Source organism: Micromonospora haikouensis (assembly GCF_000876225.1).
Lineage (GTDB): Bacteria > Actinomycetota > Actinomycetes > Mycobacteriales > Micromonosporaceae > Micromonospora > Micromonospora haikouensis.
Window position 1 is genome coordinate 4,020,749 of sequence record NZ_JXSX01000001.1, and the last position, 21,521, is coordinate 4,042,269.

A 21,521-nucleotide genomic window follows, 5' to 3' on the forward strand; every position below is an offset into this window, starting at 1 on the left:
GGGGCCCGGTCCCGCCCACGGCGTTCGTGGGCGGGACCGGGCCCGCGGTGTCCGTGCGATCGTCTCAGGCGGTGGTGCCGGTGACGGTGCTGCCCGAGCGGGTCACCTTGTACGTGACCTTCTCGCCGCTCCAGAAGTGGAAGGTGAGCGTGACCGGGGCGTTGTCGGTGACCGCGGCGAAGAAGTCCGAGGTCAGGGCGATGGAGTTGCCGGTGTAGTCGGGCTGGAACGTGACGTCGAACTCCTTGAACGACGTCCAGTCGTGCGGGCCGGCGTTGCTGCCGTCGGCGTACTTCGCCTCCATGGTGGCGAGCTGGTCGCCCCGGAACTGGGTCGGAATGGTGAACGCGCTGGTGGTGCCGGTGGCGTTGCCCAGGACCGGCCGGTCGTAGGTGATGATGTTGATGCGCCACGGCACGCCCGCCGAGAACCGCGCGTGCAGGGTCGCGTTGACCCCGTACGCCCGGCTGCCGGTCAGCCGGGTCAGCGCGGCCGCCGTCAGGGTGAGCTGGCTGCCGCTGACGGTGTAGTCGGTGCCCTGGACCAGGTCGGTGCTGCCCTGCCGCAGGCCCTGGAACGTGGTGCCGTTGAGGTTCAGGGTGAGCGTCTTGGCGCTGATGGCGCTGGACTTCGAGTTGAACACCAGGTCCGACGACGCGGTGCCGGAGCGGGTGGTCCAGCTCGACTTGATCTGGGCGATCAGCTCCGGGTCGCTCCACTGGAACGAGGTCCGGCCGAGGTGCTGCCCGTTGTCCCACAGCATGGTGGTGAGCTTCCTGGCCCGCGCGTAGTGGCCGAAGTACTCGAAGAACTTCAGCTTCTCGCCCTGCTCGATGGTGCCGGTGTGCCGGTCGAAGCCGAGCAGGCCGTACTCGCCGACGATGACGGGGATGCCCTTGGCGACGAAGGCGTCGTACACCCGGTCGAAGGAGTCGGTGAGGTCCTTCTGGGTGGTGGCGTCGAAGTGGGTGCCCCCGGCGACGTTCACGCTGAAGGGCCAGTAGCCGTAGTAGTGGACGGTCGCGATGAGGTTGCGGTCGTTCAGCGCGTTGAACGTGGCGACCAGCTCGTCGATGCGGGCCTGCTCCGACGACGTGTGCAGGGTGGGCAGCACCAGCAGGCGGGTGGCGTTGTTGCCGCCGGAGGCGCGCACGATGCGGTGGAACGACGTGTTGAGCTCGGCCAGCAGGGTGGCGTTCTGGGCGTCGCCGGAGCTGCCGGTGAACTGCGGCTCGTTGACGCTCTCGAACACCAGTTTCGGCGACGAGCCGCGGAACGTGCTCGCCAGCTGGGTCCAGATGGCGTTGTACTTGGCCAACACGGTGGTCCGGTCGGTGGGCATGGTGTTGATCCACTGCCACGAGTCGTGGTGAATGTTGATCATCACGTAGAGGTCGTCGGCGAGCGCCCAGTCGACCACTTCCTTGACCCGGTTCAGGTACGCCGCCTCGATCGGGTAGTTGGGCGCGCTGCCCAGGTGCGCGCTCCAGGTGACCGGGATGCGGACGCTCTTGAAGCCCTGCGCCTTCACGTTGTCCAGCAGCGCCTCGGTGATGCGCGGGTTGCCCCAGGCGGTCTCGTCGGCGCCGACGGCGTCGAGCGAGTTGCCGAGGTTCCAGCCGGGCTGCATCGCGGCCACGGCCGCCATCGCGTCGCCGGCCGGCGGGGGCGTCGTGGGCGGGGGAGTGGTCGGCGGCGGCGTGGTGGGGGGCGTGCTGGTCGGCGGGACCGTGGTCGGGCCGACGCCGCCGGTGCAGGCGACCCCGTTGAGCGCGAAGGAGGTGGGGCTCGGGTTCGTGCCGGACCACGAGCCGTTGAAGCCGAACGAGACCGACGCGTTGGTGGCGATGGCGGCGTTGTAGCCGACGTTGGCGGCGGTGACGTCGTCGCCGGCGGCGGTGACGGTGGCGTTCCACGCCTGGGTCACCCGCTGCCCGGCGGGGAACGTCCAGGTCAGGCGCCAGCCGTTGATCGCGTCGCCGAGGTTGGTCACGCTCACGTTCGCGCCGAACCCGCCCTGCCACTGGCTGCTGACCTGGTAGGTCACCGCGCAGCCCGCCGCCGCCTGCGCGGTGCCCGCGACCAGGACGCCGACGGCGGCCAGCAGCATCGTGACCGCGCTGGTGAACGCGCCGACCCGCCATCGGGTCCGTCGGGTGGTGCCTCGTGTGCCGATCATGACACTCCTTGCCGGGAAGATGCCGCCGCATGATGGGGGTGGGCAGGGCGTCGGGAACGCGCACGTGACGCCCGCCGGACGGGCAGATTAAGTTTGCAACCCAAACTTTGTCAATCGGTGAGCGGCTATGCCGCAGGTGGCCCGACGCCTGGCTAGGCTTGCCCGGTACGTCGCAGAGGGGAGGGCACCTGCCGCCGACCGCCACCGTGCTCGTGGTCCTCGGGCGCGGCGTGCTGCCCGCCGCCGGGGGGACCTGGGCGCTCACCCCGGCCAGCCTCGCGCGGGTCCGGGCCGCCCGCGACTACGTCGCCGCCAACGAGGCGGCCTTCGCGGCCGCCGCCCAGCGGGGCCGGCGGCCGAGGATCGTGTTCACCGGCGGCTGGGCCGAGGCCGCCGAGGGGGCCGCCCCGCCACCGGCCGGGTGGCGCGAGGCCGACCTGATGCTCCGCGAGGCGCTCGCGGCCGGCCTCGACCGGCACGCCGACCTGCGCACTGAGACCCGCTCACGCAGCACCCTGGAGAACCTCCTGCGCACCGCCGCCGACGGGCTGCTCGCCGGCCACGCCTTCGACCGGCACCACCCGCTGGGCATCGTCTCGCACACCTGGCACCTGCCCCGGGTCCGCTACCTCGCCCGCCGGGCGCTCGGGCTGCGCGGCGGGGCGCTGCTCGACGTGCCCGCCACCGGTGGGGAACCCGCGCCCGGATGGTGGCCGGAGGGTGCCGTACGCGTCGCGTGCCGGCTGTGGTTCCTCGGCGTCCGCGACCCGGCGGGCCTGCTGCGCCGCGAGCGGACGATGGTCGCGCTGCTGCGGCGGGCCCGCCGCGGCACCCGCCGGGGCCCGCCGGGCGGGCGGCCCCCCGCTCGGCGGCCGACGGGAGGTGACGCGGACGCGCCGACGGGGTACAGGACCGTCGCCGGCGGATCGACCGCCGTCACGAAGAACAGGCGGACCCCATGATCGTCCTCGTGCCGGTGTACGAGCCGGGACAGCGGCTGCCCGACCTCCTCGGCGAGCTGCGCGACGCCGCCCCCGACGTGCCCGTCGTCGTGGTGGACGACGGCAGCTCCCCGGCCTCGGACCCGGTCCTCGACGCGGCGCGCCGGCTCGGCGGCGACGTCCTGCGCCACGGGTCCAACCGGGGCAAGGGCACGGCCCTGAAGACCGGATTCCGGCACGTCGCCCGGGCCTATCCCGGGCACGACGTGGTCTGCGCCGACGCCGACGGGCAGCATCGGGTCGCCGACATCCTGCGCGTCGCCCGCGCCCTGCCCGGCGGCGACGGCGCGATCGTGCTGGGGGTACGCCGGTTCGACGGCACGGTGCCGCTGCGCAGCAGGATCGGCAACGGCGTCACCGGGCTGCTGTTCCGGGCCGCCACCGGCGTCGGGGTCCACGACACCCAGACCGGCCTGCGGGCGTACCCGCGCGGCCTGCTCGACTGGCTGCTCGCGGTGCCCGGCGAACGCTTCGAGTACGAGATGAACGTCCTGCTCCACGCGGCACGCGACGGCCACCCGGTCCGGCAGACCGTCGTCGCCACCACCTACCTGGCGGACAACGCGTCCTCGCACTTCGGGGCGCTGCGCGACTCCGCCCGGATCTACCTGCCGCTGCTGCGCTTCGCCGCGTCGGCGCTGCTCGCCCCGTCCCGTCCCCGCCGATAGGCCCGTTCGCCCCTCCTGCCCGCGCCCGCCGTAGAACCATGTGGGGGCGGGCCGGCGCGCCTACCGACGCGGTGCGGCCGCACCGGCCGTACGACGTGGAGGGGTCGACGTGGAGGGGCTCGTCCTGATCGTGGTGCTGGCGGCCACCGTGCTCGTCGGCACCACCATCGGCGGGCGCTACCGGGTCGCCCCGCCGGTCCTGCTCATCGGGATGGGCGCGCTGCTGGCGCTCGCCCCGCCGCTGTCGGACGTGGTGCTCGAACCGGACGTGGTGCTGCTGCTGTTCCTGCCCGCGATCCTCTACCGGGAGAGCCTCACCATCAGCCTGCGGGAGATCCGCGCCAACCTGACCGTCATCGCCCTGCTCGCCGTGGGGCTGGTCGCGGTCACGATGGTGACGGTGGCGCTGGTCGCCCAGGCGGTCGGCGTCGAGGGGCCGGCGGCCTGGGTGCTGGGGGCGGTGCTGGCCCCGACCGACGCCGCCGCGGTCGCCGGCCTGGCCAAGCGGATGCCCCGCCGGTTCCTCACCGTCCTGCGCGCGGAGAGCCTGATCAACGACGGCACCGCGCTCGTCCTGTTCGCCGTCGCGCTCGGCCTGATCACCGGCGGGGCGCCGCCGGGGGCTCTGCCGCTCGTCGAGCGCGTCGGCGGGTCGTTCCTCGGCGGCGTCGCGGCCGGGCTGGCGATCGGGGTGGTGGTCGTACTGATCCGCCGCCGCCTCGACGACCCGCTGCGCGAGGGCGCGCTCAGCGTGCTCACGCCGTTCGTCGCGTTCCTGGCCGCCGAGGAACTGCACGCCAGCGGGGTGCTCGCGGTGGTGGTCGCCGGCCTGGTGCTCTCCTTCGCCGGTCCCCGGGTGATCCGGGCACCCTCCCGGGTGCTGGCCTACGCCTTCTGGGACCTCACCACCTTCCTGATCAACGGGGGCCTGTTCGTGCTGCTCGGGATGCAGATCCCCCGGGCGCTGCGTGGGGTCACCAGCACGTCGGTGGGTCAGGCGCTGCTCATCGCGGTGCTGGTCGCCGGCACCGTCCTGGCGACCCGGATGGCCTGGCTGCACCTGTCGGCGTACCTGCTGCGACTCGTCGACCGCCGTAAGTCGCAACGGGCCCTGCGGGTCGGCTGGCGGATCCGCACGGCCGCCGGGTGGGCCGGCTTCCGCGGCGCGGTGTCGCTGGCCGCGGCCCTCGCGGTGCCGCTGACCACCCCGGCCGGGGAACCCGTCCACGAGCGGGACCTGATCATCTTCTGCACGGCGCTGGTGATCGTCATGATCATGCTGGTGCAGGGCACCACCCTCCCGCTCGTGGTCCGCTGGGCGGGCCTCGTCGGCGACCAGCAGCGCGCCGACGAGGTGCGGATGGCCCGCCTGCGGGCCACCGAGGCCGGGCTGGCGGCGCTGCCGGAGGTCGCCGACGGGCTGGGCGTGCACCGGGACGTCGCCGACCGGATCCGCGTCGACTACCAGGACCACCTCGACGACATCCGCGCCGCCGAGCAGGGCGAAGCCGCCGAGCAGGCCCGCGACCTGGAGCGTCGGCTGCGGCTGGCGGTCCTGGACCGCAAGCGGCGCGAGATCACCCGGCTGCGCAACGCCAACGAGATCGACGACACGGTGCTGCGCGAGCTGCAGGCCGCGCTCGACATCGAGGAGATCCGCCTGCTGGGCCCGCCCACGCCCGAGTGACCGGTCCGGCCCCGACGCCGCGGGCCTCGGCGGAGCGGCCGGACGGTGCGCCGCGGCAGCCGGCGGGCCGGTCGGCGTGCGCGGCGGGCGACGGCCGCTACTGCTGGATCTGCCCGTGATCCCGCCCGCCGGGTGAGCCGCCGGGTTGCGGAGATGGTCCACGATGGAGCATATCCGGGCACACGCGGGTTCGCGGGTTCGAGGGACGCATCGACGTGGACACCACCGGGCCAGGGGCCCCACTGCTGATTGGCGAGGTCCACACCGGCCTCCTGCAGCACTCCACCGCGCTTCCCGCCAGCTCGGTGGCCCGGGTCCTGCGCCTGCGCCCCGGGGAACGGGTCGGGACCATGGACCGGCCGATCCGGTACGCCGTCTCCCCGTCCCTGCTCACGGGAGTGGACTGCCGGTTCGGCGGCGCGTCGGGCAGCACCCGGGTGGTCGGGGCCGTGTCGTCCCGCTCCACCGTCACCGGCGGCCACGTCGTGCAGGCGTCCTCGTTCGCGCGGATCGCGCCCGGCGGCCGGGGACGGCGTGCGGTGTGGTCGCACTACCTGGCCCGCCCCGGCGTGCTGGAGCCGCTGGGGGGCCGGCTCGCGGACCGGGCGGACGAGGACTTCCTCGCCAGCGAACAGCCGGGCGGGGGCCTCGACCTGGGCGCGATCAACACCCGGCTGATGGACGTGGTCCAGTCCGCCGGCCTGGACCGGCGCGCGCCGTTCCGGGTCCCGCGCACGCGGCTGCGCTGGACCGCCCGCCACACCACCATCGCGCACATCGACTTCGGGGTGGAGGAGGGGCACCTGCGTTCGCTGCGCCTCGGCCTGGTCCCCGCCGACGGCGACCCGTGGGACGAGGTCAGGTCCTTCTGCGAGGACGTCGCCCTGCACGACTGGCTGCTCACCGGCCTGCTCCATCTGATCGACAAGGCCGTCGGCGTGGACGGCGCGGACGCGGTGCGGCGGCTGCGCCCGGTCGTCGACCACCTCCTGCACCTGTGGATGCCGGCGGCGCGCCCGGACCGGACCACCGCGCCGCTGTGGGCGAGCCTGGACCGTCAGGTGGGATTCAGCCGGCAGTGGGACAGCTGCGCCACCTGGGTCCGCGACCGGGTGGGCCTCGCCTCCCTGCACCGGCCGGGCGGGCCCCGATGAGCGGGCTGTCGGGCCTGCGCGAGGCATGGGCGCAGACCGGCCGGCCGGTGCGGGTCGCCTCCCTGGGCATGTGGTCCGCCGGCGGGCTCGGCACGGTCGTGGGGGTGGTCGGCGACCAGCTCGGCTGGTGGGACGACCGGCCGTTCCTCACCAACCTGATGTCCTCGCTCGTCGGCGCGCTGTTCGGCATTCCGCTGGCGCTCATCGTGCTCCGCCGGGTCACCGCGGTGGAGGGGCGCCGCACCGAGCGTGCCGAGGCACTGCACGTCGCCCGCGTCACGGCCGAGCGACTGGCCGCCGACCTCGCACCGCTGTGCCCCGACCGGCGGCTGGCCGAGCGGGCCGCCGGCATCCTGCGGCGGCTCGACGACGAGCTGTTGGCCGGGCTGGCCGACCATCGGTTCGGGCCCGCCCTGGCCGAGGCGCTCACCGTGTGGACCGAAGCGGTCGGCCTGTGCGGCGCGGGGCTGCTCGGCGGCCCGCCGGCCAGGGACGTGCTGCGGGATGCGGAGGCCACCTGGCGGCACCTGCGCAGGGACGTCGCCCCCCGGCTGCGCGCGCACGGCGTCTCGTGGCCCTCCCGGGCGACCGCCGACCGCGTCGATCGGCTGCTCGCCGACGTCGACGCGTTCCTGCGGGACGACCCGGGCGAGGTCCACCACCTCGCGGAAGCCGCCCGGATGACCCTCAGCGAACGCAGCATCGACCCGCTCGTGGCCATCTACGCCGACGAGTACGCGGTGCTCGGCGGCATCCGCGAGCAGGTGGGATCGCTGTCGGCGGGGGTGGCCGCCGTCGTCGCGCTGCTGGCGGCGGTGGACCAGCTCGGCCCCGACCTGCCGGCCCCTCACAGAAACACGTAGCGGAGCCGGTCGACGGGGTACCCGGGCAGGGCCAACCCCTCGCCGGCGGCGCGGTCGCGTACCTGCCGCGCCGCCGCCGGGTCCACGGCGACCTGGTCGAGGATCGTCCGGACCGCCGTCTCGACCGGCAGGAAACCGCCCGGCAGGACCGACAACGTCCGGTACGCGCAGAACGGCGCGGGCCGGTCGCCGAGCTGGACCACGGCGGGCAGCTCCGCCCAGGTGTCCGGGAAGGCGCCGCGCCACGGTCGGGGCTGCGCGACGGGACGCCCGGCGTCGCGCAGCAGCCCGAGCCGCAGCAGCTGCCACACCCCCGCGAGGAACGCGCACGACCAGGTACGCACTCCGTCGCGCTCGTCCCACAGCTCGACGTCGACGAAGACGGAGTGCCGCCGGGGGACGTTCTGCCGCGGCGGGGTCCACTGTGCACCCGGCGACATCGCCTGGCCGGCCTCGGCGGCCTCCCCGGGACCCGACCGTTGCCCGTTTGACAGCCAGCCGGCGACCATGGGCGGCGGTCGCGTCCCGTTCGTGCCGGGGGTCGGCTCGCAGACCAGGCTGCCCGCCACGATCGCGGCGGGCGAGACGTCCCCGAGCTGTGCGCACGCGGACTCGCGTGCCAGGTAGTCGATCGCGACGCCGTGCTCCTCGGCGGCCCGCAGCAGGGGCGGCAGGACCTCGCGGGGCGGGCCCGGCGCGGCGAGGTAGTCGTCCACCAGGTAGCACGTGCTCACCCGGGGGGCGGCGTTGGCGCCTCGCCGCTCGGACTCGGCCGCCGCCCGGAACCAGGGAGCCACCGTGGCGAACAGCTCCCGGTACCGGTCCGCGCCCTCGGCGTAGTCGGCCTGGTAGAGGTGGCCCAGCTCCACGGAGAGCCGGGCCAGCGGCACGGCCTCCACCCGGCGACGGGCGCCGGCCTGCTCGAAACGCACCTCCGCCGGCCCGGTCGGCTCCGGCGCGTTCGGCCCGGGCGCGGTCACAGGCGTTCCCACGATTCGGCATCGGTCACCGCGCGGGCCAGCCGGTCGAACGCCTCGATCGTCGCCTGGTTGGCGATTCCCCGGCCCCAGACGTCGTTGTCGGAGATGATCTGCTCGCGCCACTGCAACAGCGGCTCCAACGGCGCGCTGCCCAGCAGCGTGGTACGCCCCATGCGGTTGCGGCTGGCCAGCTCCTGGAGATCCTGGTTGCAGTCGCGCAACCAGGCGATCTGTCCCGGCCGCAGGCCGGCCAGCTCGGCGGAGTCCAGGTCGACGACGGCGGTGCGGACGTACCTGATCGAGTCCAGCAGGGCCGCGCGGTCGTGCCCGAGCGCCTCCCCCGTGTCCGCGAGGCCGTGCCGGCCGTGGACGAGCCCGGCGGCGGCGAGGATGTGCTGGCGGGTCCACCGGTGGAAGACCAGCCACCGCACCGGCACCGCCGCCAGGGCAGGCCGCGCGGTGACGGCGAGCGCGAGCTGGGTCGCGTACGATCGGCCGGCGCTCAGGTCGACCAGGCAGACGTCGAACTCCTCCTCCAGCCGCAACAGCAGGTCGGCGCACCGCTGGACAGTCTGGGCGTGGATGGGGAACTCGCCACCGCCCTCGTCGCCGGGGAACAGCACCAGCTGGCCTGTTCCGGCCGTCCGGGTGCGTAGCCCGGGTCGCTCGCTCTCGGTCCACACGTCCACCCGGTGCGGGCTGGCCACCGAGCCGGTCAGGTAGCTGTGCAGCCCCCCGGACGGCGTGCCGCGCCCGACGGAGTCGACCTGGAAGATCGTGCCCACCGTCGGGGAGCCGAAGTCGAAGTCGAGGTAGCAGACGTCGACGCCGGCCAGGGCCCACCGGTAGAGGATGTTGCAGCCGGTGACGGACCGGCCGGTTCCGCCCTTGTCGGAGGCTGCGAAGACCAGCACGGCCTACTCCACGTCCTGGCGCGCCGCGGCCAGCTGGTCCAGCTCCTGCAGCACACGGGTGGCGAGGGCCGCGGCCGTGCCGGGCCGGGTGTCGATGATCCGCCGGGCGCGCTCCAGGCCGGCCTGGACGGCCTGGAGGTGCTGACGCATCGCCGGGCCGGCGGTGTCGGCCCCGTTCAACAGCTCCTGGCTGAACAGGTGCTCCGCCTCCAGCAGCAGGTCCTCCCCGTAGGCGACGAGCCGCTCGCTGCGCAGCGGCGGCCCGCCCGTCAGCCTCGCCGCCGCCACCAGGCACTCGACCACCCGCTCGGTGTACCGCCACGACGGCAGGTCGTGCCGGTCGTCGACGAAGGGGTACACGTTGACGGCCTGGTCCCACAGGTTGCGCGCCGGCCCGTCGCTGATGCGGCGGCGCGACAGGTGGTCCCACACCTCGTCGGCCTGTCGCAGCAGCTCGCCGCGCAGGCCCGGGTCCCGCATCAGGCCGGCCAGGCCGAGCATGCGCTTGAGCAGCAGCGGGGAGAAGTCGGTGCACGGCCACAGCAGCCGGCCCGGGCCGGCCTCCTCGCTGCCGACGAGAGAGATGAGCACCCCGGGGGAGTGCAGGGCGACCGCCGGATCGCGTTCGAAGGGCCGGCGGACGATCCGGGCCCGCCCGGCCAGCTCGTCGAGCACCCGGGCCACCCGGCCCAGCTCGGTGTCGGGGGAGCGTTGCTGGATGAGGTCCTGCACGGTCATCGCGGTCACCAGGAGGCTGAAGTAGTCGGACTCCTGGTTGTCGGTCGTGCGCCACGGGATGTCCTCCAGTGGCCAGCGCGCGGTGCCGAAGCTGGCCACGGTGGACCAGTAGCGTTGGGTGATGTCCCAGCGCAGTTGCAGCGCCCGGGCGAGGCGCTCCTGCTCCTCGGTCAGCAGGCCGAGGATCCGGGTCCGCTCGGAGAACAGCTCCTCGATCCCGTTCAGGGCGGCGAGGGAGAAGTAGAGGTAGGGCGCGGCCTCGGCGACGCCGGGCCGCTGGACGCCGATCTCCTCGCCGACGTCCACCATGGGGGCGTCCCTGATGACGCCCCAGGACCAGCCGCACTCGAACAGCCGGCCGGGGTGGTCCAGCGTGTCGTTGACGTCGGGCGCGGCGATCCGGACGCCCCGCAGCGCGGCCCGGACGTCGGCCAGCCCCTGCCACAGGCTCTCGACGACCATCCGGTCGGGCAGCCCCGTCTGGTTGACGGTGCGGATCAGCGTCCGGCCGGCCGGCGAGTCGGCCTCGAACGCGTACACGGCGAAGCTGCGCAGCAGCCCGACCATCGCGGCCGTCAGCCGCCGGCTCGCGTGCTCCTCCAGCTCGTCGATCTCGGAGCGAAGCTGGGCCCGGGTCACGACGGTGCGGAAGACCCGGGCGAAGCCGATCGCCGCGAGCGACAGCCGCACCGACATGGTGTACGAGTCGACGATGTCCATGCCGGCCTGCTCGGCGCTGACCTTGTCGGACCCGGCGACGTGGAAGTAGCCCGCGCCGGAGAAGACCGGGGTGCCGTCGAGATCCGTGTACCGCTGCAGGTACTCGCTGAGGACGCGGACGAGCAGGCGGGGGACCCCGATCGAGTCGCCGAGGTCGGCCAGCGCCCGCAGCGCGTCGTCGGAGGTCGCATCCGGCCGTTCCAGAACGAAACGCGGATCGGTCGTGGCGGGCAGCATCAGGCAGAGCAACTGCTCGGCGTCGCTGATCGAGTTGGAACCGTCGCGCCCTCCCCACACCCAGGTGCCGTCGCGGTAGCACAGCCGCGCCGTCGCCCGCCAGATCTCCAGCAGCTGCTGCCGAGGTTGCATCCTCATGGGCGTAGGGACACCTCCTCGCCGGCCGCCATCCGGGTCCCGCCTCCCAGCATGGGGCACCGGCGCAAGGCCGTCAGGCCCGGGCCGGCACGCCGCCCGCGCCCTCCCGCAGCGCCAGGTCGGAGAAGTGGCAGGCGACCTCGCGGTCGGCGTCGCCCGGCGTCGGGCCGAGCACGGGCTGCACCTGCCCGCACTGCTGCCGGGCCAGCCGGCAGCGGGTGTGGAACCGGCAGCCCGGCGGCGGGTCGGACGGGCTGGGCGGGTCACCGGCGAGCACGATGCGCCGGCTGCCGCCGCGCCGGCCCGTGGGATCGACCACGGGGGAGGCGGACAGCAGCGCCTGGGTGTACGGGTGGGCCGGCCGGGAGTAGACGGTCTCGGTGTCGCCGATCTCGGCCAGCCGCCCGAGGTACATGACGGCGGTGCGGTCGGCGACGTGCCGCACCACGGACAGGTCGTGGGCGATGAACACCAGGGCGATGTTCATCCGGCGTTGCAGGTCCCGCAGCAGGTTGACCACCTGCGCCTGCACGCTGACGTCGAGGGCGGAGACGGGCTCGTCGCAGACGAGGATCTCCGGTTCCAGGGCGAGGGCGCGGGCGATGCCGATGCGCTGGCGCTGCCCGCCGGAGAACTGGTGCGGGTAGCGGTGCATCAGCTCCGGCGCGAGCCCGACGAGGCCGAGCAGCTCGGCGACCCGGTCGGAGCGGGCCTGCCGGTCGCCGCGGCCGTGCACCACGAGGGGCTCGGCGATCAGGTCGCGCACGCACATGCGCGGGTCCAGCGAGGTGTACGGGTCCTGGAAGACCATCTGCACCTGGCGGCGCAGCAGCCGCCGGTCGCGCCCCCGCACGCCGGTGATGTCGCGTCCCCGCACCACGATGCTGCCCGAGTCGGGGCGTTCCAGGCCGACCAGCATCCGGGCCAGGGTGGACTTGCCGCACCCGGACTCCCCGACGACGCCGAGGGATTCCCCGGCGTGCAGCCGGATGCTCACCCCGTCGACGGCGCTGACCCGGGTGCGGCCGAGCCCGGCCCGGCCGGTGGTGAACGTCTTGTGCAGGTCCGTGGCGACCAGGACGGGTTCAGCCGGTGACGACATGCGACAGCTCCTCGGTGCGGTGGCAGGCGGCGGCGCGGCCGTCGATGACCCTCAGCGCGGGGCGCTCGGTGCGGCACCGCTCGACGACCCGGTCGCAGCGGGGGTGGAACGCGCACCCGGGCGGCTTGCGGGTCGGGTTGGGCGGGGTGCCGGGGATGGCGTACAGGTCGTCGCCGCGCTGGTGGGCCTGGGGCACGGAGCGCAGCAGGGCGTCGGTGTACGGGTGGGCGGGCGCGCCGAGGACCTCGGCGGTGGTGCCGGTCTCCACGACCCGCCCGGCGTACATGACCACGACCCGGTCGGCGACCTCGGAGACGACGCCGAGGTCGTGGGTGATCAGCAGGATGCCGATGCCGAGATCCCGGCGCAGCCCGTTGAGCAGCTCCAGGATCTGGGCCTGGACGGTGACGTCGAGGGCGGTGGTCGGCTCGTCGGCGATGATCAGCTCGGGGCGCAGGGCGATTGCCATCGCGATGAGGATGCGCTGGCGCATCCCGCCGGAGAACTGGTGCGGGTACTCGTCGACCCGGCGGTCCGGGGCGGGGATGCCGACCTGGGCGAGCAGGTCGACGGCGGCGGCGCGGGCCTGCCGGCGGGACGCGCCGCGATGGGTACGGAACAACTCGCCGAGCTGGTCGCCGATGCTGAGCACCGGGTTGAGGGCGGACAGCGCGTCCTGGAAGACCATGCTCATCCGGTTGCCGCGCACGGCCCGGCGCCCGGCCTCGGTGAGCGTGGTGAGGTCGGTGCCGCCGAGCGCGACGCGGTCGGCCTCGACGCGCACGGTCGGCGGGTGCAGCCCCATGATCGCCTTCGCGGTGACCGACTTGCCGGAGCCCGACTCGCCGAGCAGCGCGACGAGTTCGCCGGCGGCGACGTCGAGGTCGACGTCCACGGCGGCGGGCACGTCGCCGCGCCGGGTGGCGAAGGTCACGGACAGCCCGCGTACCGACAGGGCCTGTCCTCCTCCGTCCGGTGGGGCGGTGGTTGGGGCGTCTGGCTGATTCACCGCGAGCCTCCAGCTACGCATAACGGACGCCCGTGCCGGTAATCCCCGCTGCAACGGCCGTCCGTGCCTGTTCCTGAACTGCATCTTGACTTCCGTGCCGAATCATTGCAACCCTCTAATCGGTCGCGCCGGTTCTGGGCGCCGACCCCGGCGGCCGCGCCTCTTCTTCGCGGGCCGCGAATCTGAAGGGACCCCACGCGGATGCTTGAACAGGCGAAGCGCTACACCGGCTACACGGCGTACGACTACCTGGAGGCCGGCAAGGACTTCAAGAAGTTCCGGTACGCCGAGCAGATCGGCCGGGTGCCGGCCTACGCCGGCCTCGACCTCTCCGACAGCCAGCGGGAACGCACGCAGCGGCTGCTGCGCGACGAGATCGTCATCTCGCTGCACGACCACGTCCAGGTCTTCCCCGAGGACATGGGCCAGCTCCGCGAGCACATCCGGGCCGGCCGCGAACCCACCGGCTACCTCGGCCTGTCCCGCTCGGGCATGACCGCCGTGTTCGACAACGGCATGGACGGCACCTGCTGCATCTCCAGCGACGCCGGCTGGAAGTACACCGACGTCCTGTTCGACCTCGGCGTGCGGATGGCCGACATCGCCCACCAGGACTACGTGATCAAGGCCGAGTCGCTCAAGGACATCTACCACGCCCACGAGACCGGCCGGCTCGCGCACGTGTTCGCCCTCGAAGCCGCCACCATGATCGAGAACGAGGTCGACCGCCTCGACGTGCTCTACGGCTTCGGCGTCCGGCAGATCGGCATCGCCTACTCCGAGGCCAACATGCTCGGCGGCGGCCTCAAGGAGCGCGGCGACGGCGGCCTGACCTACTTCGGCGAGCGGGCCGTCGAACGGATGAACAAGCTCGGCCTGGCCATCGACATCTCCCACTCCGGCGACCGCACCGCCATGGACGTGATCCAGAAGTCCACCAAGCCGGTCTTCATCACCCACTGCGGCTCCCGCGAGGTGTGGCCGACCAACCGGATGAAGCCCGACGCGGTCATCCGCGCCTGCGCCGAGCGCGGCGGAGTGCTCGGCCTGGAGGCCGCCCCGCACACCACCCTGTCCCCGGCCCACCCCCGGCACAGCCTGGAGTCGGTCATGGACCACTTCGTCCACGCGGTCGACCTCATCGGCATCGACCACGTGGCCTTCGGCCCCGACACCCTCTTCGGCGACCACGTCGGGCTGCACGACGCCTTCGCGGCCAACCTGTCCACCAAGGAGGCCCACGGCCGGGTCGAGTACCCCAAGGTCGAGTACGTCGACGGCCTGGAGAACCCCGCCGAGTGCTTCTACAACATCATCGGATGGCTCGTGGCCCACGACTACTCCGACGACGAGATCCGCAAGGTCATCGGTGGCAACACCATCCGCGTCCTCGAGGAGGTCTGGGTCTGATGCGTCTCCGCCTACCCCTCGTCGCCGTCACCGCGTTCGCCGCGGTGGTCGCGACGGCAGCCTGCAGCCCCAGCGCGCCGAGCGACTCGGCCGCCCAGGGCGGCGACAAGAACGCCACCCTCACCATCGCCACCACCACCGACGTGGTCAACTTCAACCCGCTGCTGGGCAACAGCCGCACCGACGGCTGGATCACCAACCTGATGTACCCGCGGCTGCTCACCATCGACGCCAACGGCGCCAAGCAGCCGTACCTGGCCGCCGACCGCGGCTACAGCGACCCCACCACCGGCTTCTACGAGCTGCGCGGCGACATGAAGTGGAGCGACGGCACCGCCGTCAGCGCCGCCGACGTCGCGTACACCATCAACACGATCATGACGAAGAAGCCCGCCGGCAACGTCGTCTACGGCCAGCTCGCCAACGTCGAGTCCGCCTCCGCCCCGACGGCCACCCGGGTCGAGCTGAAGCTCAAGCGGCCCGACGCCACCGTCGTCGACGAGGTCGGCTTCTGGATGAACGTCGTGCCCAAGCACGTCTTCGAGAAGGCCCCCGACGCGGGCACCTTCGCCAACAACAGCGACTGGGTCAGCGCCGGGCCGTTCAAGCTCACCACCGTCGCCAAGGGCCAGAGCTACACCCTGGAGCGGGTCACCCCGTACCCGATGGCCCCCGCCGGCACCCCCAACGTGGCGAAGGTCGTCTACCGGGTCTACCCCGACGTCAACACCGAGATCCTCGCGCTGCGCAACGGCGACGTGGACCTCATCGCCAACGCCCTGCCCCCGGCCCAGGTCAAGACCCTCCAGTCGACCCCCGGGGTCAAGGTCCAGGAGGTCCCCGGCCTCGGGTACGCCCACATGACCTACAACATGACCCGCAAGCCCCTGGACAACCTCAAGGTGCGGCAGGCCCTCGCCCACGCCGTCGACTACGAGGCCATCCGCTCCGTCGTGCTCCAGGGCCAGGCGGTCACCACCGGCTCCAGCCCCATCCCGCCGGTGCTCAAGGACTTCGTCAAGCCCGACCTCAAGGAGTACGCCTTCGACCCGGCGCTGGCCCGCAAGCTGGTCACCGAGTCCGGCGTCGGCACCCTGCGCCCGCTGACGATGATCTACTCGCTGCAGGACGCCGTCACCTCGCAGTGGGCGCAGCTGGTCAAGGACAACGCCGCCCAGGCCGGCATCACCATCGAGCTGCAGGGCATGGACCGCAACACCTACCTGGCCAAGACCGCCGCCGGCGAGTACGACATCTACGCCGGCAACTTCGCCATCATGGACGACCCGGCGACCAACATGGCCCTGACGTTCCTGCCCGACGGCGCCATCAACTACACCAAGGTCGACGACCCGGCGCTGAGCGCGCTGATCACCAAGGCCACCGCGACCACCGACAAGGCCGCCCAGAAGGAACTGATCTGGCAGGCCGCCACCCTCGTGCACGACAACGTCTACGACAACGTCATGTACATGCAGAACCTGTACGTCGCCCACAGCGACAAGTGGGACGGCTTCGTGGTCAAGCCCAGCGAGCTGCTGTCGGTGGTCGACCCGCAGTCCCTGGCGAACGCGCGGAAGGTCGGCTGAGCACATGCCACCGGTTGTCGGCTTCGTCGCGCGGCGGCTCGGACGGGCGGTCCTGACGCTGTGGTTCGCCACCACGATCACCTTCCTGCTGCTGCGGCTGCTGCCCGGCAACCCGGCGCTCGCCGTCGCCACCCCCAACATGACCCCGCAGACCCAGGCGATCCTGCTGCGCCAGTACGGCCTCGACGAGCCCCTGCTCGTCCAGTACGGCAAGTACCTGTGGCAGCTCGTCCAGGGCAACCTCGGGGTCTCCATCACCCAGTCCGTTCCGGTGACCGACGTGCTGCTGGAACGCCTCCCGTGGACCCTGCTGCTCACCGGGTCCTCCCTGCTGGTGACGGTCGCCGTCGGCATCCCCCTCGGGGTGCTGGCGGCGACCCGCCCCCGCGGGCTGCTCGACCGGCTCGTGCAGGTCGGCGGCGTCGTCGGCCAGTCGGTCTTCGTGCCCAGCGTCGCGATCGCGCTGCTGTTCCTGTTCGGCCTGCAACTGCGGTGGCTGCCCATCGGCGGCGCGTACAGCCCCGGCGTCTACGGCGGGCAGTGGTACCTCGACGTCGCGGCCCACCTGGTGCTGCCCTGCGTCAGCCTGGTCCTGGTGCAGCTCGGCTCCTACGTGCTGACCCTGCGGGCCACCCTCATCGACTCCCTCGGCGAGGACTACTGCGTCCTGGCCACCGCCAAGGGCCTGCCCCACCGCAAGGTGGTGTGGAAGCACGCCCTGCGCAACGCGCTGCTGCCCACCACCACCCTGGTCGGCCTGCAACTGGGCTTCCTCGTCGGCGGCGCGGTGCTCACCGAGACCGTCTTCGCCTACCCGGGCATCGGCCGGGGCATCTACGAGGCGGTCACCCAGCTCGACTACCCCGTCCTGCAGGGCGCGTTCGTCCTGCTCGCCGCGACCGTCGTGCTCGCCAACGTGCTCACCGACCTGGCGTACGGCCTGCTCGACCCGAGAGTGAGGACCCAGTGACCGCCGCCGGCATCGCCCTCGACCAGGTCGTCGCCGACCAGCCGACCGCCGCGAGCGCCACCTGGACGGCGTTCCGCCGCAACCCGCTGGGCCTGGTCTCCCTCGCCGTGCTCGCCGCCCTCGTCGTCGTCGCGGTCGCCGCCCCGCTCATCGCCGACTATCCCGGCGGCTACGGTCCGGCGGTGCTCACCCCGCCGTCCGGGCAGCACTGGTTCGGCACCGACAACCTCGGCCGCGACATCTTCGCCGAGGTCGTCTGGGGCACCCGGATCAGCATGCTCGTCGCCGCGCTCTCCTCCGCCCTGGCCATCGTCATCGGCGTGCTCGTCGCGGTGCTCGGCGCGTACTTCCCGAAGGTCGACACCCTGGTCGGCACGGTCGTCGACCTGGCCCTGTCGCTGCCGGTGCTGCCCCTGATGATCCTCGTCGCCGCCCTGGCCGGGCCCAGCCTCGCCACCGTGGTCGTGGTCATCGCCCTGTTCTCCTGGCCGGAGGTGGCCCGCGTGGTCCGCTCCCAGGCCCTGGCCGTGGTCCGGCTGCCCTACATCGACGCCGCCCGGCTCACCGGCGGCTCCTGGCTGTGGATCATCCGCCGGCACCTGGTGCCCGCCGTCGCCCCGGTCATCGTGGTGTCGGTCGTGCTCACCGCCTCCCGGGCCGTGCTGTCGGCCGCCGGCCTGGCCTTCCTCGGCCTCGGCGACCCCAACAGCTGGTCGTGGGGCCGGATCCTCTACGAGGCCCAGCAGTCCGGCGCGATGTCCAGCGCCTGGTGGACCACCCTGTTCCCCTCGCTGGCGATGCTCGCCCTCGTCGTGTCCGCCACCCTCATCTCCATCGCCTACAACGACGCCCGCAACCCACGCACCCGGGAGAACTGACGTGCTGTCGACCCAACGGCTCCCCGTGGACTTCTACCGCTCGGTGCAGGACGACGTGCGCGCCGCCGCCGACCGCGCCGGCCTGGCCGCCGTCCTCACCGACCACCCCGACGACGTCGCCTACCTCACCGGCTTCTTCCACCACCCCTGCGAACGACCGGTGGCCGTGCTGCTGCCCGTCGACGGACCCACCCGGCTGCTGCTGCCCGAGCTGGAACGCGAGCACGCGCAGGCCCAGCACGCCGCCGCCGACCTGGTGTCCTACCCGGAGTTCCCCGGCCGCGTCCCGCCGTTCACCCACCTGCGCGACGTCGCCGGCCGCGTCGGCCACCCCGGCAGCACCGCCGCCGCCCGCGTCGCCGAGATCGCCCGGGACCTGCCCCGCGCCGAACTGGAGATCGCCGACGTGGTGGGCACGGCCCGGCTGCGCAAGCGGCCCGAGGAGATCGCCCTGCACGCCGAGGCCGCCCGGATCACCGACCTCATGCTGGTCGCCGGCCGCGACCTCGTCGAACAGGCGCTCGCCGCCGGCGGGGAGCTGCCGAGCGAGGCCGAGCTGGCCGCGCACGTCACCCGCGTCGGCACCACCACGATGTACGCCGACCACGCCGACGTCGTGGTGGTGTCCCTGCTCGCCGGCGGCCTCGTCTACGCCGGCCCCAACAGCGCCCACCCGCACGGCCTGCCCTCGGGCTACCGGCTGCGCCCCGGCGACACGTTCATGCTCTCCCTCGGCTGCGCCGTCGGCGGCCGGTACGTCGAGGGGGAGCGCACGTTCCTCCTCGGCGAGCCCAGCGCCGCGCAGCGCCGCTACTACGAGGCCGTGCGCGCCGCCCAGCAGGCCGGCACCGAGTTCCTCGCCCCGGGCGTGGTCTGCGCCGACGCCAACCGGCACTGCCTCGACGTGATCCGCGACGCCGGCCTGGCCGGGTTCCTGCGCCACCGGCAGGGCCACGGCATCGGCCTCGGCATGCACGAGCCGCCCTGGCTGGAGGACGGCGACCCGACCGTGCTGGAGGAGGGCATGGTCGTCTCCAACGAGCCCGGCATCTACGTGCCCGGCCACGCCGGCTACCGCATCTCCGACTCGATGCTGATCACCGAATCCGGGGCCCGCCCCTTCACCAGCTACCCCCGTTCCCTCGACGACGTCGTCATCCCCGTCCCCTGAGCCGCCGTCCCGTCCCTTGAGGAGTGCCCGCCGTGCGACTGCCGATCAACGGAAACGAACTGGAGGTGGAGGTCTTCGGCGCCGAGGACGCTCCGCTGCTCATCGCCCACCACGGCGCGCCCGGCCTCGGCTCCCGCGCCGAGCCCCGCGCCACGTTCCGGCCGTTCGCCGACACGTTCCGCGTCCTGGTCTTCGACGCCCGCGGCAGCGGCGTCAGCGAGGGCCGGCCGCCGTTCACCCACGAGCAGTGGGTCGCCGACGTCGACGCGTTGCGGCAGTGGGCCGGCGCGGAGCGGTTCGTCCTGGCCGGCGGCTCCTACGGCGGCTTCATCGCCATGGAGTACGCGATCCGCCACCCCGAACGGCTCACCGCCCTCGTGCTGCGCGACACCTCCGCCGACCACGAGAACGAGAAGGCCGCCCGGCGTAACGCCGAGACATCCACCCGTGTGAAGATCGACCCCGACAAGCTGGACCGCATCAACACCGGACGGGTGCGTGACGATGACGACCTGCGGGACTGCTGGCGGGAGATCCTGCCGCTCTACGACCACGTCTACGATCCGGCGGCCGTCGAGGCCAAGGTCGAGGCCACGTTCTACCGCTACGAGACGCACAACCACGCGTTCGCGGTGAACCAGCCCGCGTACGACATCAAGGCCGACCTGCACCGGATCACCTGCCCGACGCTGGTGACCGTCGGTCGCGACGACTGGATCACCCCGGTGGCCAGCAGCCGGACCATCGCCGACCTGATCCCCGACGCGCGGCTGGTGGTGTTCGAGAAGTCCGGCCACTCCCCGCAGGTGGAGGAGGCCGAGCTGTGGCGCGAGACGGTACGCGACTTCCTGCGCGAGGTGGGGGCGGATGAGCAGCGGTCCTGAGCACCTGGACGAACTGGACCGGCGGATCATCCTGGCCCTGCAGGCCGACGGGCGGGCCACCTGGACCGAAATCGCCGAGCGGTGCCAGACGTCGGTGACCACCGTGGCGCGCCGCGGCCAGCAGCTGCTGCGCGACGGCATCGTCCGGGTCGCGGTGATGCCCGACGTCGAGTACCCGGGAGCGGCGGACCTGTTCGTGCTGCGCATCACCTGCGAGCCGGGCACCCAGAAGCGGGTGCTGGCCCAGCTCGCCGACCGGGCCGACCTGCGCTTCCTGGCCCTGGTCACGGGTCCGGCGGACATCATCGCCGAGCTGAGCCTGCGCCGGGGCGACTCGCTGCACGCCCGGATCGTCGAGGAGATCCAGGCGATCGAGGGCGTGCAGCGCTGCGACACCGACCTGACCCTGCACGTCTACAAGGTCTCGCACGACTGGGGCCAGCAACTCGTCGTGCCGGGCACACCCGACACCGTGGTCGAGGTGCACCAGTGCGCGCCGGGTCACTTCGACGCCGCCGACGAGAAGATCATCGACTTCATGCAGGAGGACGGCCGGGCCAGCTTCCGCGCGGTCGCCAAGGCCCTCGGCGTCGACGAGAGCACCGTGCGCCGCCGGTTCGAGGTGCTCCAGCGCCGGGGCTGCATCAGCGTGGTCACGCTGGTCTCCGCGCCGGCGCTCGGCTTCGAGTCCGAGATCATCTTCAACATCACCGTCGACCCGGCCCGCCTCGACACCCTCGCGCACGAGCTGGGCACCCACCGGGGCGTCCGGTACGTCGCGGCCACCCTCAACCGCAACGCGCTGTTCTGCGAGGTCATCCTGCCCACCACCGACGACGTGCACGCGTTCACCACCCGCACGCTCGGCCGCCTCGACGGGGTGCAGGGCTGGACGGCCAGCATGGTGCTGCTCACCATCCGGCGGGGCTTCGTCGAGACCCCCTGGTGGCGCGACAACGTCTGAGGCGGGCATCCGGGCAGGTCGCGGGCCTTCTCCGCCAAGGAGGGGGGCCGATTTTGTGGGCCCGAGGGGACGGAGTAATGTTCTGTGCCGGCAGGGAAACGGGCGCCAGGTGGGAGACCACGGCGGACGGCCTGCCGGACCCCAGGAAGCCACCGGCGGATGCCGGGTGCAGAATGGTGCCCGTAATTCGGGTGGAAGCGGGTCGGATCGGGATTCTCCGGTTTGACAGTGCGGAAACCGGAGGGTAACGTAGTAAAAGTGCCCG

At 72.9% G+C, this 21,521-nt stretch carries 18 protein-coding genes; 12 read left to right on the top strand and 6 right to left on the bottom strand.

Annotated features, from left to right (window positions below):
* Positions 1-64: 64 nt before the first annotated feature.
* Positions 65-2,179, bottom strand: a complete 2,115-nt coding sequence (locus tag TK50_RS16350) for a cellulase family glycosylhydrolase (RefSeq protein ID WP_422119932.1) — start codon at positions 2,177-2,179, stop codon at positions 65-67.
* Between the two features lie 212 nt (positions 2,180-2,391).
* Here TK50_RS16350 and TK50_RS16355 point away from each other — a divergent pair, with 212 nt between their 5' ends.
* From TK50_RS16355 to TK50_RS16375, 5 genes are all read left to right on the top strand, one after another.
* Positions 2,392-3,141 carry a YdcF family protein gene (locus TK50_RS16355; RefSeq protein ID WP_229406264.1) on the top strand — a complete coding sequence of 250 codons (750 nt, stop codon included), beginning with the start codon at positions 2,392-2,394 and terminating at the stop codon, positions 3,139-3,141.
* Positions 3,138-3,848, top strand: coding sequence for a glycosyltransferase family 2 protein (locus TK50_RS16360; RefSeq protein WP_043964734.1), 711 nt, complete (start codon positions 3,138-3,140; stop codon positions 3,846-3,848). Before TK50_RS16355 ends, TK50_RS16360 begins: the two co-directional genes overlap by 4 nt.
* 109 nt (positions 3,849-3,957) lie before the next feature.
* Entirely contained in the window at positions 3,958-5,535 is a 1,578-nt protein-coding gene (locus TK50_RS16365) for a Na+/H+ antiporter (RefSeq protein ID WP_043963513.1), read from the top strand.
* A gap of 215 nt (positions 5,536-5,750) precedes the next feature.
* The gene (locus tag TK50_RS16370; RefSeq protein ID WP_063838584.1) at positions 5,751-6,689 is read left to right on the top strand and encodes an SCO2521 family protein; all 939 of its coding nucleotides are present in this window, start codon (positions 5,751-5,753) and stop codon (positions 6,687-6,689) included.
* Positions 6,686-7,552 (top strand): hypothetical protein, encoded by an 867-nt coding sequence (locus tag TK50_RS16375; RefSeq protein WP_043963515.1) that lies wholly within the window; start codon positions 6,686-6,688, stop codon positions 7,550-7,552. Before TK50_RS16370 ends, TK50_RS16375 begins: the two co-directional genes overlap by 4 nt.
* Here TK50_RS16375 and TK50_RS16380 read toward each other — a convergent pair.
* The 5 genes from TK50_RS16380 to TK50_RS16400 form a co-directional block, all read right to left on the bottom strand.
* Entirely contained in the window at positions 7,537-8,532 is a 996-nt protein-coding gene (locus TK50_RS16380) for an SCO2522 family protein (protein ID WP_241774008.1), read from the bottom strand. The genes TK50_RS16375 and TK50_RS16380 overlap by 16 nt on opposite strands.
* Positions 8,529-9,446, bottom strand: coding sequence for an SCO2523 family variant P-loop protein (locus TK50_RS16385; RefSeq protein WP_043963516.1), 918 nt, complete (start codon positions 9,444-9,446; stop codon positions 8,529-8,531). Before TK50_RS16385 ends, TK50_RS16380 begins: the two co-directional genes overlap by 4 nt.
* A 3-nt stretch (positions 9,447-9,449) precedes the next feature.
* Complete coding sequence (locus TK50_RS16390; protein WP_043963517.1) at positions 9,450-11,279, bottom strand: SCO2524 family protein; 1,830 nt, start codon at positions 11,277-11,279, stop codon at positions 9,450-9,452.
* 73 nt (positions 11,280-11,352) lie between these two features.
* Positions 11,353-12,381: an ABC transporter ATP-binding protein gene (locus TK50_RS16395; RefSeq protein WP_043963518.1), complete on the bottom strand. Its 1,029-nt coding sequence runs from the start codon at positions 12,379-12,381 to the stop codon at positions 11,353-11,355.
* Positions 12,365-13,411, bottom strand: a complete 1,047-nt coding sequence (locus tag TK50_RS16400; protein WP_082106344.1) for an ABC transporter ATP-binding protein — start codon at positions 13,409-13,411, stop codon at positions 12,365-12,367. Before TK50_RS16400 ends, TK50_RS16395 begins: the two co-directional genes overlap by 17 nt.
* Positions 13,412-13,591: 180 nt before the next feature.
* On the opposite strand from TK50_RS16400, the gene TK50_RS16405 reads away from it, so the two are divergent.
* Genes TK50_RS16405 through TK50_RS16435 form a run of 7 tightly spaced genes read left to right on the top strand, consistent with a single transcriptional unit; the run spans position 13,592 to position 21,256 of the window.
* A complete protein-coding gene (locus tag TK50_RS16405) occupies positions 13,592-14,800 on the top strand; it encodes a dipeptidase (protein WP_043963519.1) in 1,209 nt (402 codons plus the stop codon).
* Positions 14,800-16,389 carry an ABC transporter substrate-binding protein gene (locus TK50_RS16410; RefSeq protein WP_043963520.1) on the top strand — a complete coding sequence of 530 codons (1,590 nt, stop codon included), beginning with the start codon at positions 14,800-14,802 and terminating at the stop codon, positions 16,387-16,389. Before TK50_RS16405 ends, TK50_RS16410 begins: the two co-directional genes overlap by 1 nt.
* Before the next feature lie 4 nt (positions 16,390-16,393).
* Positions 16,394-17,359, top strand: coding sequence for an ABC transporter permease (locus tag TK50_RS16415; RefSeq protein WP_043963521.1), 966 nt, complete (start codon positions 16,394-16,396; stop codon positions 17,357-17,359).
* Complete coding sequence (locus TK50_RS16420; protein WP_052503808.1) at positions 17,356-18,237, top strand: ABC transporter permease; 882 nt, start codon at positions 17,356-17,358, stop codon at positions 18,235-18,237. The genes TK50_RS16415 and TK50_RS16420 overlap by 4 nt, the downstream gene beginning before the upstream one ends.
* Position 18,238: 1 nt before the next feature.
* A complete protein-coding gene (locus TK50_RS16425; protein ID WP_199486036.1) occupies positions 18,239-19,408 on the top strand; it encodes a M24 family metallopeptidase in 1,170 nt (389 codons plus the stop codon).
* A gap of 32 nt (positions 19,409-19,440) precedes the next feature.
* Complete coding sequence (locus TK50_RS16430; RefSeq protein WP_043963522.1) at positions 19,441-20,292, top strand: alpha/beta fold hydrolase; 852 nt, start codon at positions 19,441-19,443, stop codon at positions 20,290-20,292.
* Positions 20,276-21,256 carry an Lrp/AsnC family transcriptional regulator gene (locus tag TK50_RS16435; protein WP_043963524.1) on the top strand — a complete coding sequence of 327 codons (981 nt, stop codon included), beginning with the start codon at positions 20,276-20,278 and terminating at the stop codon, positions 21,254-21,256. Before TK50_RS16430 ends, TK50_RS16435 begins: the two co-directional genes overlap by 17 nt.
* Positions 21,257-21,521: the final 265 nt, after the last annotated feature.

Excerpts from the sequence above, each read along its gene's own strand:
- TK50_RS16390 (WP_043963517.1), bottom strand. The coding sequence starts at position 11,279 with ATGAGGATGCAACCTCGGCAGCAGCTGCTGGAGATCTGGCGGGCGACG.
- TK50_RS16395 (WP_043963518.1), bottom strand. The coding sequence starts at position 12,381 with ATGTCGTCACCGGCTGAACCCGTCCTGGTCGCCACGGACCTGCACAAG.
- TK50_RS16410 (WP_043963520.1), top strand. The coding sequence starts at position 14,800 with ATGCGTCTCCGCCTACCCCTCGTCGCCGTCACCGCGTTCGCCGCGGTG.
- TK50_RS16405 (WP_043963519.1), top strand. The coding sequence starts at position 13,592 with ATGCTTGAACAGGCGAAGCGCTACACCGGCTACACGGCGTACGACTAC.
- TK50_RS16360 (WP_043964734.1), top strand. The coding sequence starts at position 3,138 with ATGATCGTCCTCGTGCCGGTGTACGAGCCGGGACAGCGGCTGCCCGAC.
- TK50_RS16375 (WP_043963515.1), top strand. The coding sequence starts at position 6,686 with ATGAGCGGGCTGTCGGGCCTGCGCGAGGCATGGGCGCAGACCGGCCGG.
- TK50_RS16400 (WP_082106344.1), bottom strand. The coding sequence starts at position 13,411 with ATGCGTAGCTGGAGGCTCGCGGTGAATCAGCCAGACGCCCCAACCACC.
- TK50_RS16415 (WP_043963521.1), top strand. The coding sequence starts at position 16,394 with ATGCCACCGGTTGTCGGCTTCGTCGCGCGGCGGCTCGGACGGGCGGTC.
- TK50_RS16435 (WP_043963524.1), top strand. The coding sequence starts at position 20,276 with ATGAGCAGCGGTCCTGAGCACCTGGACGAACTGGACCGGCGGATCATC.
- TK50_RS16350 (WP_422119932.1), bottom strand. The coding sequence starts at position 2,179 with ATGATCGGCACACGAGGCACCACCCGACGGACCCGATGGCGGGTCGGC.